General features: G+C 70.8%; 12 protein-coding genes. 6 read left to right on the top strand and 6 right to left on the bottom strand.

Going from position 1 to position 11285, the window contains the following annotated elements:
• Positions 1–6: 6 nt before the first annotated feature.
• The gene (locus NNW99_RS21830) at positions 7–846 is read right to left on the bottom strand and encodes a hypothetical protein (protein WP_215120812.1); all 840 of its coding nucleotides are present in this window, start codon (positions 844–846) and stop codon (positions 7–9) included.
• A 78-nt stretch (positions 847–924) separates the two neighbouring features.
• Between NNW99_RS21830 and NNW99_RS21825 the strand changes: the two genes are divergently transcribed.
• A complete protein-coding gene (locus NNW99_RS21825) occupies positions 925–1713 on the top strand; it encodes an SDR family oxidoreductase (RefSeq protein ID WP_215120811.1) in 789 nt (262 codons plus the stop codon).
• Between the two features lie 126 nt (positions 1714–1839).
• Positions 1840–3411 (top strand): sodium:solute symporter family protein, encoded by a 1572-nt coding sequence (locus NNW99_RS21820; RefSeq protein ID WP_215120810.1) that lies wholly within the window; start codon positions 1840–1842, stop codon positions 3409–3411.
• Positions 3412–3425: 14 nt separating this feature from the next.
• Here NNW99_RS21820 and NNW99_RS21815 read toward each other — a convergent pair whose 3' ends face one another.
• A complete protein-coding gene (locus tag NNW99_RS21815; protein ID WP_215120809.1) occupies positions 3426–4541 on the bottom strand; it encodes an ADP-ribosylglycohydrolase family protein in 1116 nt (371 codons plus the stop codon).
• Positions 4542–4697: 156 nt separating this feature from the next.
• On the opposite strand from NNW99_RS21815, the gene NNW99_RS21810 reads away from it, so the two are divergent.
• Positions 4698–5219: a GNAT family N-acetyltransferase gene (locus tag NNW99_RS21810; RefSeq protein WP_215120808.1), complete on the top strand. Its 522-nt coding sequence runs from the start codon at positions 4698–4700 to the stop codon at positions 5217–5219.
• Here NNW99_RS21810 and NNW99_RS21805 read toward each other — a convergent pair.
• Positions 5216–5830: a hypothetical protein gene (locus tag NNW99_RS21805; protein ID WP_251057889.1), complete on the bottom strand. Its 615-nt coding sequence runs from the start codon at positions 5828–5830 to the stop codon at positions 5216–5218. The two genes, NNW99_RS21810 and NNW99_RS21805, sit on opposite strands and share 4 nt — an antisense overlap.
• Before the next feature lie 9 nt (positions 5831–5839).
• On the bottom strand, positions 5840–6289 hold the full coding sequence (locus tag NNW99_RS21800) for an ATP-binding protein (RefSeq protein ID WP_215120807.1): 450 nt from the start codon (positions 6287–6289) through the stop codon (positions 5840–5842).
• Positions 6290–6403: 114 nt separating this feature from the next.
• Here NNW99_RS21800 and NNW99_RS21795 point away from each other — a divergent pair, with 114 nt between their 5' ends.
• The 3 genes from NNW99_RS21795 to NNW99_RS21785 are packed head-to-tail and all read left to right on the top strand — an operon-like array spanning position 6404 to position 7666.
• Positions 6404–7216 (top strand): helix-turn-helix transcriptional regulator, encoded by an 813-nt coding sequence (locus NNW99_RS21795; protein ID WP_215120806.1) that lies wholly within the window; start codon positions 6404–6406, stop codon positions 7214–7216.
• Positions 7213–7395 carry a DUF397 domain-containing protein gene (locus tag NNW99_RS21790; RefSeq protein ID WP_215120805.1) on the top strand — a complete coding sequence of 61 codons (183 nt, stop codon included), beginning with the start codon at positions 7213–7215 and terminating at the stop codon, positions 7393–7395. The genes NNW99_RS21795 and NNW99_RS21790 overlap by 4 nt, the downstream gene beginning before the upstream one ends.
• A 10-nt stretch (positions 7396–7405) precedes the next feature.
• A complete protein-coding gene (locus NNW99_RS21785) occupies positions 7406–7666 on the top strand; it encodes a DUF397 domain-containing protein (protein WP_215120804.1) in 261 nt (86 codons plus the stop codon).
• Here the strand turns inward: NNW99_RS21785 and NNW99_RS21780 are convergent.
• Both NNW99_RS21780 and NNW99_RS21775 read right to left on the bottom strand, forming a co-directional pair.
• Complete coding sequence (locus NNW99_RS21780) at positions 7573–8658, bottom strand: serine hydrolase (RefSeq protein WP_251057888.1); 1086 nt, start codon at positions 8656–8658, stop codon at positions 7573–7575. The two genes, NNW99_RS21785 and NNW99_RS21780, sit on opposite strands and share 94 nt — an antisense overlap.
• Before the next feature lie 96 nt (positions 8659–8754).
• Positions 8755–11262 carry a tetratricopeptide repeat protein gene (locus NNW99_RS21775; RefSeq protein ID WP_215120803.1) on the bottom strand — a complete coding sequence of 836 codons (2508 nt, stop codon included), beginning with the start codon at positions 11260–11262 and terminating at the stop codon, positions 8755–8757.
• Positions 11263–11285: the final 23 nt, after the last annotated feature.

Here is an 11285-nt window from a genome sequence, read left to right as displayed (position 1 = left end):
GAGTTCTCAGCGGAGCCGGTCCACGTAGGTGTCGGTGCCCGGCAGGGTCGGTACGAACGGTGCCACCAACTCCACTCTGCCGAGCCCCGAGTCCGCCACCGCCGTGTCGAGGCCGGTGAAGTGGTTCTCCCAGCACTCCCTGGGGTCGGCCTGGAGGAACCACAGCAGGGTCAGGCGGGTGTCGACGCCCTCGACCTGCTTGACGTAGGTCATGCGGTCGCCGGGGAGCGGGGTGGGGCGGAAGGCCGTCACCATCGCCGCCGGGGAGCCCGCGAGGCGCTTCGGGAGGTGGCGGGAGCGGAGCCATTCCAGTAGCTCGGTTCGCTGCTCGGGGGTGTCGGCCTCGACGACCTGGAGGACCAGGCCGGCGTAGGGGTGGTCGAGGGCGTGCCGGTCCCTGGGGCCCGCCGCGCCGTCCCGGTACACGGTCGCCTCGTGGTCCTGGAACGCGGTGAGGACGTGGGTGCGGCCCTGGTAGACGCGGCCGTCGCGGTTGAGGCGCTTGTTGATGGCGACCGTCCAGCGCATGTGGTCGTCGTAGCGGCCGTCGGTGATCCAGTACGTGGAGAGGTAGCAGCCCGTGGTGACGGGCTGGGCGATCGCCGACTTCTCGGGGTAGCGCAGGAGTTGCAGGTCCCGGGTGGCGACCCAGCGGCGGCCGGCGTACATCCAGGGCATGGCCATGGCGCCGGCGTAGTAGTGGTCGTCCTCGTACCAGCGGTTGTAGGCGTACTCGTGGCCCGGGTGCGGTTCGACCATGGTGATCAGGGCGTGGCCGGGGTGGGTGCCGTAGGGGCCGACGGCGGCCAGTTCGGCGTACAGCTCGCTGCGGGTGTCGTCGCTCATGACCCTTCCCCTTCGTCGGTGACAGGCCCATACTCTGACGCTCCGTCAGATATAGCGCCAGGGGTCCGGAGGTCTTCGATGTCGCTGCTCGCGGGAAAGACGGTTGTGGTGTCGGGGGTCGGGGCCGGGCTGGGGCGGCAGGTCGTGGCGGCCGTCCTGCGGGACGGCGGGCGGGCCGTGCTCGGTGCCCGGACGGAGGCGAGCCTGGCGAAGACGGCAGCCGAGCTCGACCCCGGCGGGGCGCGCACCGCCCACCGGGCCGTCGACATCACCGACGAGGCGCGGTGCGAGGCGCTGGCGGGGCTGGCGGTGGAGCGGTTCGGGGGGATCGACGCGGTGGTGCATGTGGCCGCGCTGGACAGTTACTTCGGCGGTGTCGAGGACGCGGATTTCGAGAGCTGGCGTGCGGTGCTGGACGTGAATCTGCTGGGCACGCTGCGGATGACCCGGGCCTGTCTGCCGGCGCTGAAGGAGGGCGGCGGCGGGGCGGTGGTGTTCATCGGGACGCAGTCGGCGGTGGCGGCTCCGTCGCAGGTGCGGCAGGCGGCGTACGCGGCGTCGAAGGGGGCGCTGACGAGCGCGATGTACTCGCTGGCGCGGGAGCTGGGGCCGCATCGGATCCGGGTCAACACCGTGCTGCCGGGCTGGATGTGGGGGCCGCCGGTGCAGGCGTATGTGCACTTCACGGCGCAGACGGAGGGCGTGTCCGAGGATGCCGTCCTGGAGCGGCTGACCGGGCGGATGGCGCTGCCCGAGTTGGCGGCGGACTCGGATGTGGCCGACGCGGCGGTGTTCCTGGCGTCGGACCGGGCCCGGGCGATCACCGGGCAGTCATTGCTGGTCAACGCAGGGGAGTTGATGCGATGAGTTCATGTAGATGAACCGAGGCCATCACGCCGAACATTTTTACCCCTCCTTGACCTGACCGTCACTTGTCGTGTTCACGCGGGAGCGCCCACGATGAGCGCCGGGCTGACCCCTGGGAGGGCGCACATGAACGGTCTCGACTGGGCCGTGCTCATCGGCTATTTCGCCGTGATGGTCGCGATCGGCGTCTGGTCGCACAAACGCGTGGACAACGTCAGCGACTTCTTCACCGCCGGCGGCAAGATGCCCTGGTGGCTCTCCGGCATCTCCCACCACATGTCGGGCTACAGCGCGGTGATGTTCACCGGGTACGCGGGCATCGCCTACACCTACGGCGTCACCTCCTTCGTCACCTGGTCCTTCCCGATCGCCCTCGGCATCGCCATCGGGTCCAAACTCTTCGCGCCGCGCATCAACCGGTTACGCTCACGCCTCCATGTGGCGTCCCCGCTGGAGTACCTGAAGAACCGCTACGACCTGAAGACCCAGCAGGCGCTGGCCTGGTCGGGCATGCTGCTGAAGATCGTCGACGTGGGCGCCAAGTGGGCGGCGATCGCCACGCTGCTGTCCGTCTTCACCGGGATCTCCCTCAACCAGGGCATCCTCATCACCGGCGGCATCACGGCGGTCTACTGCACGATCGGCGGCCTGTGGGCGGACGCGCTGACCGAACTGGGCCAGTTCATCATCCAGTTGCTGGCCGGCATCGCGATGTTCGTCGCCGTCTTCGTACGGCTCGACGACCACGGCGGCTTCTCCGGGGTCTGGGACTCCCCCGAACTCCAGGGCCACGACAAGCCGTTGGTCGGCCCGTACGGCACGGTCTTCCTGCTCGCGTTCCTCTTCATCAAGCTCTTCGAGTACAACGGCGGCATGCTCAACCAGGCCCAGCGCTACATGGCCACGCCGAACGCGAAGGAGGCCGAACGCTCCGCGCGGCTCTCGGCGATCCTGTGGCTGGTCTGGCCGCTGGTGCTGTTCTTCCCCATGTGGATGTCGCCGCTGCTGGTCGAGTCGCAGAAGCCGGACGGCTCCGACTCCTACGCCCTGATGACCGAACAGCTCCTCCCGCACGGCCTGCTGGGCCTCGTCATCGTCGGCTTCTTCTCGCACACCATGGCCATGTGCTCCTCCGACGCCAACGCCATCGCGGCGGTGTTCACCCGGGACTGCGCGCCGGTGATCTGGTCCAGGGCCAGGACGTGGAACCAGGGGCAGGGCCTGCGGGTCGCCCGGATCGCGACGGTCGTCTTCCTCGGTCTGTCCATGGCGGCGGCGACGCAGGTCAACTCCCCCGCGTTCAAGGACATCATCACCGTCGTCATCAAGTGGGTGGCCGGACTGATGGGCCCGATGGCCATCCCGATGATGCTGGGCCTGCTGCGCGCGTTCCGCCGCTCCGGACCGACCGCGGCCCTCACCAGCTGGTCGATGGGCCTGCTCGCCTTCTGGCTGGTGAACTACCCGATCCACTGGAACGTCGAGGGCGGCGTCCCGCTCCAGTACCAGGTCTCGATCCCGCTGGCGGTCTCCCTGGTCCTCTACATCCTCGTCGGCTGGATCAAGCCGGAGGACACCCCGGAGCGGCTGGCACTGATCGAGAAGATCAACACGGACGGGGACGGGACGGCGGCGGCCGCCATCCCGACGCCGGCCGGTCCGGCGGACGGGGTGGTGCGGACGACGACCCGGGAGTGAGCCCGGTCTCCGGTTCAGGCGCGGGGGTAGCGGGCGAGCCACCCCGGCGACGACCCCCCGGGCCCGTGCAGGGCGGGCCCCTGGGTCATCTCCATGGCGAAGTCGTCGGCCAGCTCCAGGACGGTGGGGCGGCCCTCCAGCTCGGCCAGCCAGGCCGGGGGGAGGGCCGTTTCCCCGTGCAGGGCGCCGAGCAGGCCGCCGGTCAGCGCGCCGGTGGCGGCGGACGGGCCGTCGTGGTTGACGGCGAGGCAGAGCCCGTGGCGGACGTCGGCGGCGACGAGGGCGCAGTACACGGCGGCGCCGACGAGGCTCTCCGCCGTACCGGCCCCGCACAGCTCGGTCACGCGCTCCGGGCCGGGCATGCCCTGCCGTACGGCGCCCAGCGCGTGCTGGAGGGCGTCCGAGACGGGCTGGTGCCCGGGGCGGGCGGCCAGCATCGCGAAGGCGCGCTGCACGGCACCGTCGAGGCTCTCGCCGAGGGCGAGGGCGTGCACGATCACCGCGTACGCGCCCGCCGCGAGCGAGGCGGCGGGGTGGCCGTGGGTCTGCGCCGCGCACTCGACGGCGAGCTGCGCGACGAGCTGCGGCTCCCAGCCCACGAGCAGCCCGAACGGGGCGGAGCGGGTCGCGGCCTCGGGTCCGGCCTCACCGGGGTTCTTGGGCGTGTCCGGGGTGCCCATGATCTCGTCGCCGAGCCCCAGCAACAGGGACTGGTGCGGGTCCCGCCGCGCGTACAGCCACTCCTCCCGGGCGAGCCAGCCGTCGTCCTTGCGGCGCTCGTCGGGCCCCCAGTCCCGCTGGGTGGCGGCCCAGCGCAGATACGCCCGGTGCACATCGGTCGGCGGATGCCAGGCTCCGGTGTCGCGGCGCACGTGGGCCCGGATCAGTCCGTCCACGGAGAACAGGGTGAGCTGCGTGATGTGCGTGACAGCACCGCGTCTGCCGTAGGCCGGGGCCAGATCGACCAGCCCCTCGGCCCCGTGCGCCTCCCTGATCGCGTCGATCCCCAGCCCGTTCACGGGCGTGCCCAGCGCGTCCCCCACAGCCACGCCGAGCAGCGTCCCGCGCACCCGGCTGCGGTAGTCCTGCTGCTCCGTACGGCCCCAGACGGCGCCGGCAGTCGCACCCACCTTGACCTCCCAGGGACCGTCCACACGTACGACAGCTAGGCACTGTAATCGAACGGGGACGGTGGGTTCAGTGGGCGGAATCCCGCCTTCACGGGCAGCTCACGGACTGTCGCTCTGAGCACTCGACGCCTCGGACAGGTGTGCGAGGATCCCCGCGTGAACGATCTACGCGTCCGCCCGGCCACCGAGTCCGACCTGTCCACCCTCGTCCGCCTCCGCGACGACGCGGCCCGCTGGATGCTGACCCGTGGCATCACCGGGCAGTGGCAGCCGGGAGAGCTCGACGAGTCCCACTTCCGCCGCGTCATGACCCACGGCGAGATCTGGCTCGCGGAGGCCGACGGGGAGGTCGCCGGTGCCTGGGAACTGTGGTGGTCGGACGAGTCCGCGTGGGGCCCGCAGCCGCCCGTGGCCGGATACGTACACCGCCTCATGGTGAACCGGTCCGCGTCCACGCCCGGCACGGGTCGGCTCCTGCTGCGCCACGCGGAATCCCGCGTGGCCGCGACCGGCCGCACCCACGTACGCCTGGACTGCCTGGCCGGCAACACCCAGCTCACCGCGTACTACCGCGACGCGGGCTACCGCGTAGTGGGCCACAAGGAGGGCAAGCCACAGCCGGGCGGCGTGCCCAAGTCCTTCACGCTGCTGGAGAAGGAGCTCGGGCGGGCTGCCTAGGACGAGGGTCGGGCGCCGGTGTCCTCGTTCGGGTTGTCGAAGTCCCGGAAGAACGTGTCGGCGTCGCTGGAGGAGTGGGGGCGGTCCTCTGATTCGGCCGTGATCCCGAGGTCGCGGCGCATCGCTTCTCTCGTGGCGGCTATCAGTGTCCAGATGGCGTGCTGGGCCTCGGCGGCGGAGCGCAGGGTCTCGCCGGGGCGTGGGTTCGCCTGTTCCAGGCGTTTGATCTGGCCGTAGACCCTGTTGAGGGCGCCGTTCACGTCTCGGGCCGGGGTGATCACCGGGTCAGGGGCGATCATCAGCGCCTCGGACCAGCGGTCGCGGTAGGTGTCCTTGGCCGCTTCCAGGGACTGGATGTCCTCGTCGCCGGGGGTGCGGTCCCGTAGGACGTACAGCTGCCGGCTGAGCGCGGTGCAGAACTGGCGGGCGTCGCGGTGGAGTTCCGTGTAGCAGCGGCGCCGGAGGTCGCGGTTCTCGCGGGCCTCCTGGATGGTCTGCGTCATCTCCAGCTCGCGCCGCTTGGCCTTCTCGGCGCCCCGTTGGGTGAGCAGCGCGCCCCCGAGAGTTCCCGCCACACCGGCTACGGCTATCAACACCGACCCCACGTCCATCCGATCACCCTAGATCGACGAGGGTGGCAAGTCACCGTTGCGCAGAACCAGTTCAGCCCAGACCGTCTTGGCGTTCGCCGGCGCTTCCGTCACGCCCCAGCGGTCCGTGTACGCCTCGACGATGCGTAAGCCCCTGCCGCCCTCGGTGTCCTTCTCCACCGGGTCGGGGACGCGCGGGATCCGGTCGCCCCGGGCGTCCGTGACCTCGATGCGGAGCACGCGGTCGGGGCGCAGCTTCAGGCCGAGCCGGAAGTCCCTGCCCCGGACGTGTCCGTGCAGCACGGCGTTGGACGCCAGCTCCGCCACGACCTGCGCGGCGGCGTCGTACGGCTCACCCCACTCGTCGAGTTGGCGTGCGGTGAGCAGCCGCGCCAGTCGAGCACCTCTTCGAGTGGCGGACAACTGGATCGTGAAGTGGCGTACGGGGGTGGTGATTTCCGCGAGGGATTTCTGACTCATGTCACCCAGCGTGGTCGGTCGTTCTTACTCTGAACAGCAACGACCTCGGTACGGAGCGTGACTGTCCGGGCGCCTGACGGGGTCGTACGGCTCGTACGTCAGTGGAGGGGAAGCGTGGAGGACGAGGAAGCGGCGGCCGTACTGAGGACGGTCGGTCGGCAGATCAAGATGTGGCGCGAGGCCGCGGGGATGCGGCAGGCGGAGTTGGGCTCCGCCATCGGGTACGGGGAGGAGATGGTCTCGTCGGTGGAGCGCGCTCGGCGCGTTCCCAAGCCGGACTTCCTGGACAAGGCGGATGAGGTGTTGGGGGCGGGCGGGAAACTCGCCGTGATGAAGGAGGACGTGGAGAAGGCCCGGTATCCCAAGAAGGTGAGGGACCTGGCGAAGCTGGAGGACGAGGCCGTCGAACTCGGGGCCTACGACAACCACCAGATCCACGGACTGCTCCAGACACCGGAGTACGCCCAGGCGTTGTACGGCATGCGGCGGCCGGCATTCACCGAGGACGAGATCGAGCGGCACGTCGCCGCACGCATGGCGCGGAAGGCCGTCTTCGATCGCGTGCCGCGAGCGCTCATCACCTTTGTCCAGGAAGAGACGACGCTACGGCGGCCGATCGGGGGCAGAATGGTGCTGCGCCAACAGCTCGAACACCTGTTGGAGGTCGCCAAGTTGCGGCATGTGTCGATCCAGGTCATGCCGACGGACCGGGAGGACCACGCGGGTATGGCGGGGCCGTTCCGGGTGCTGAAGCTCCAGGAGGGCAAGACACTGGGGCACTTCGAGGCTCAGTTGCACAACCGGGTGATCAGCGACCCGCGGGAGGCCCAGATCCTCGACATGCGCTATGGAATGATCCGGGCCCAGGCCCTCTCACCCCGGGAGTCCCTGGCCTTCATTGAGAAAGTTCTGGGAGAAGAGACGTGACCACTGAGCTCGACTGGTTCAAGAGCAGCTACAGCAGCAACGACGGTCCTGATTGCGTCGAGGTCGCCATATCCCACCCCACGATCCACATCCGCGACTCCAAGAACAAGGACGGCGCGCACCTGGCCGTCACCGGCGGTGCCTGGTCCGAGTTCCTGATACTCGCGGCGGAGCACTGAGAGCAGCGGCGTGGGCACCCAACTCGACTGGTTCAAGAGCAGCTACAGCGGCAACGACGACGCTGATTGCGTCGAGGTCGCCATATCCCACCCCACCATCCACATCCGCGACTCCAAGAACAGGGACGGCGCCCGTCTGGCATTCACCGGCGGTGCCTGGTCCGAGTTTCTGGATACTCAGTCCGCGCAGAGTGCCGTGTCGACCGCGGCGATGAGGGACGTCGTGGTCGCGTCCGTGCGTGGGGACTCGTTGATGACGAGGGTGACCTGACGGCCGTCGGGGGCGGCGGCGGAGATCGTGTTGTGGCCGCCTCGTACGGAGCCGGTGTGGCCGGTCCAGTGGTCTCCGCAGGACAGGGGCGAGGTGATCAGGCCGAGGCCGTAGCGGCCGTCCGGGCCCAGTCGGTCGGGGTCGCCCGGGACCGTGTTGCGCATCTCGGCCAGCCCGGGGCGTGAGAGGAGACGGCCGTTCAGGAGGGCCTCGAAGAACGTGTTCACGTCCCGGGGCGTGGAGATCAGCGCGCCGCCCACGCCGCCCGCCGAGGTGTTCCACTCGGTGCCGTCCACGCGCTCGGTCGTGAAGTAGCTGCGGGAGTGGCGACCGCGGATGTGCTCGGAGTCGCCGGGCCAGTACGTGTCGCGCAGTTTCAGGGGCTTGATGATCCGGCGGGAGATCTCCTTCTCCGCCGGGTGGCCTGTGACCTTTTCGATGACCAGGCCCGCCAGGATGTAGTTCGTGGTCGAGTAGTGCCATGTGGCCTTGGGGGGCGGCAGTTGCAGGGCCCGGGAGACCAGTTCTCGGGGTGTGAACTGGTGGTGGCGCAGCCAGTCGATGTCGGCGGTGGCCAGCGAGTCGCCGTGGTCGGGGAGTCCGCTGGTGTGGCGGAGAAGGTCCCGCACGGTGATGTCGCGGCCGTCGTAGCCGTTGCCCTGGACGAGGCCGGGGAGGCAGTCCGCCAGTTGCAGGACCGTGGTGGCGGTGAAGGTCTTGGTGACGCTGCCGATGCGGAGACGGTCCTCGGCGTTCATGGGCCGTCCGGTGCGGAGGTCGGCCCGGCCGGCTGCGGAGGTCCAGCGGCCGCAGGACGGGTCGGTCACCTCGGCCGCCGCTCCGGCGAGTTGGTGTCTCCCGGTGAGCTCGTCCAAGGCGTGTTGCAGGCCCGGAGGCGCCTCGCAGTTCCACGTGGTCGCGTGGGAGGTGGGGTGGGGGGCGGCGACGGCCATCCCCGTGAGAAGCGCCAGGAGTAAGGCAGGGGTCTTCATGGCTCAGGACGCTACGGGGAGGGGTGTCGATTCTCGCTCCGGCTGTCCTCCGTCTCGGGGGTGGAGTCATGTACACCCCTGGGACGGGGGCGATGTTCACCCCGTGAGGAACGGGCCCAGTACCGCGCGGTCCGGATCCGGGAGGCGTTGCAAGGCGCCGGGGTCCAGGTCGCGTACGTGTTCCACGTCCGCCCGGGCCTGTTGGTGCTGGTCCATGGTCGCGTGGAGCGCGGCGCGGCGGCACAGGGCCCAGACGTAGGTCGGGCGGAGTTCCACTGCGCGGTTCAGGTCCGCGAGGGCTTCGGTGTGGCGGCCGAGGTGGGCGAGGGACGCGCCGCGGCTGGCGTACGCCGAGGTGTAGGCGGGGTCCAGGGCGAGCGCGTGGGTGAGGTCGGCGACGGCTTCCTCGTCGCGGCCGGCCGTGCGCAGGGCGTCGCCTCGTTCGCAGCGGGCCCACGGCCAGTCGGGGGTCAGGGCGAGGGCGCGGTCGAGGTCGGCCAGTTGGCGGGCGGAGTCGCCGAGGGACCGCCACACGCGGGCGCGGCGGGCTAGGGCCCAGGCGTAGTCCGGCTTGAGGTCCAGGGATCGGCCCAGGTCGGAGAGGGCGGCGTCCAGGTCTCCCCGGCGTTCGTGTGTGGCGCCCCGGGACGCCCAGGCGAAATCGTTGGCCGGGTCCAGGCGGATCGCTTCGGTCAGGTCCCGGAGCGCCTCCGTGTCGTGCCGGGCGATGCGGTGGTGCTCGCCGCGCAGGGCGACGTACCCGGCGTGGTTCGGCTCCAGCGCCACGGCCCGGTCGAGGTCGGCGATCGCCGCGTCGTGGTCGCCCAGGTCCCCGCGGATCCCGGCCCGGTAGCGGTAGGCGACGGCCAGATCGGGATCGAGGGCGACGGCCCGGTCGTACTCGGCGAGGGCATCCGTGTACGCGCCCGCGCCGCGCAGTTCGTCGCCCCGGATCACCCGGGCCCGGGCCTGGTCCGGGGCGTCGAGTGCGGCGTGGCTCAGCAGCAGGGCGAGTGCCGCGGCGATGCTCTCCGTGTCGAGTGCCGTTGTCAGCTTCCTTCCCCATTCGGCCACCGGCTCCGCGTCGGCGTCCTGTCCGGCGTCCACCAGGACGCGGGCCCATCGCACGGCCATGACCTCACCGGCGCCGCAGGCGTGGACGAAGTCCCGCAGGGCCTGCGGCAGTGCGTCCCGGTCGCCCGCGCAGAGGAGGTGGTACGCCTCGGCCTGGCGCAGGTCCCGCCAGGTGTCGTCCGCCCAGAGGTCCTCCAGCCCCCGTCCGGTCTCCTCCCGCCATTCCCTGAACGTCCGTGCCAGCCGTCGCTGCCGCCCGGCCCATTCGCGTGGGGACCGTCGCCGTTCGGCGCGCAGCATCGGCGCTCGTACGACGTCGTGGTAGCGCAGCCGTCCCCCGCCCCGCTCGACGACGAACGGCATGCCCCGCAACCACGTGTAGAGGGAGGCCAGTTCCTCTTCGGGGCAGTCGGCCGCCGCCCGGAACACATCGCCGTCGAGCCATCTCGGCAGTGCGCAGGACAGCGCGGCGGCCCGGCGTGCCGGGTCCTGCTCCCACTTCAGGAAGCGGTCGACCGCCGTGGCGCTGGGGTCGCCCACGTCGTCCGCGTCGGTGGGGCGGGACTCGGCGAGGGTGGAGACCAGGACGGGGAGGCCGCCGCTGAGGCGCAGTACCTCCTCGACGACCGGTTCGGCGGTCACGCCCTTGCCGGCCAGCAGTCCGCGGGCCTCGTCCTCGGTGAAGGGGGCCAGGGGTACTTCCGCCACGAAGTCCCGCACCCCGCCCCAGCGGGTCGCGCCCAGGGGGCGTTGGCCCGCCGTGACCACGACGAGTGTGGCGGGGACGGCCCCGTGGCGGTCGGTCGTCATCGTCTCGTGCAGCCAGTGGTCCAGATACGGGGCCGTGCGCTCGTACGTGTCGAGGAAGAGGGCGATCCAGGGGGCCGACGCCGCCGCGTCCGCGAGTTCGCGCAGGAGCACCGGGGTCAGCACCTGCTCCGGGGCGAAGACCAGTTGCACGTCCTCGTGGTTGCGGAAGCGGGCCATGACGCTCTCGCGGAACCGGTCCACTCCGCCCGCGAACTGCTCCGCGTCGAGCATGCCCGCGAGGGGGCCGACGACCGGGACCATCCCCAGCGCGATCATTCCGCCCCGGGCCACCGCTCTCCCGCCCGTCGACGGGCCGGTGTCCGCCGCCTGCCCGTCGAGGGTGGCGAGGGCGGCCAGAGCCGCCTCGTGGCGGCGCTCCTCGTGGGCGGCGAGCAGGCGGTTCAGTTCCTTCAGCCTGTGCCCCTGCGCGGCGAACTGACGGCTGATCTCCGCCATCACCTCCGGCACGCTGCCGGCGCTGTCGTCCACGTACGCGGTCAGCGCGCCCTGTTCACGGGCGATCTGCTCCAACTCCCGCACCAGAAAGGTCTTTCCGACGCCCGCGTTGCCGTGCACATGGAAGCGGAAGCGGTGGCGTTCGTCGTGCAGGGCGGTGGCGAAGTTGGCGCGGAACAGGGCCCGTTCGGCGCTCCTGCCGACGAAGCCGGCCCGGGTGCGTTGCCGTATCAGGTCCTGCATCGACGGTCCCGGCTGCGCCATCCGTACGTTCCCCTCGTCTCGCC

The sequence above is a fragment of the Streptomyces sp. CRCS-T-1 genome, from assembly GCF_024442335.1.
Taxonomy (GTDB): Bacteria; Actinomycetota; Actinomycetes; order Streptomycetales; family Streptomycetaceae; genus Streptomyces; species Streptomyces koelreuteriae.
The sequence above is the reverse complement of the archived record's forward strand: the minus strand, read 5'-3'. Positions and strand labels throughout refer to the sequence as shown.

Excerpts from the sequence above, each read along its gene's own strand:
- NNW99_RS21800 (WP_215120807.1), bottom strand. The coding sequence starts at position 6,289 with ATGAGTCAGAAATCCCTCGCGGAAATCACCACCCCCGTACGCCACTTC.
- NNW99_RS21830 (WP_215120812.1), bottom strand. The coding sequence starts at position 846 with ATGAGCGACGACACCCGCAGCGAGCTGTACGCCGAACTGGCCGCCGTC.
- NNW99_RS21780 (WP_251057888.1), bottom strand. The coding sequence starts at position 8,658 with ATGAAGACCCCTGCCTTACTCCTGGCGCTTCTCACGGGGATGGCCGTC.
- NNW99_RS21775 (WP_215120803.1), bottom strand. The coding sequence starts at position 11,262 with ATGGCGCAGCCGGGACCGTCGATGCAGGACCTGATACGGCAACGCACC.
- NNW99_RS21820 (WP_215120810.1), top strand. The coding sequence starts at position 1,840 with ATGAACGGTCTCGACTGGGCCGTGCTCATCGGCTATTTCGCCGTGATG.
- NNW99_RS21825 (WP_215120811.1), top strand. The coding sequence starts at position 925 with ATGTCGCTGCTCGCGGGAAAGACGGTTGTGGTGTCGGGGGTCGGGGCC.
- NNW99_RS21805 (WP_251057889.1), bottom strand. The coding sequence starts at position 5,830 with ATGGACGTGGGGTCGGTGTTGATAGCCGTAGCCGGTGTGGCGGGAACT.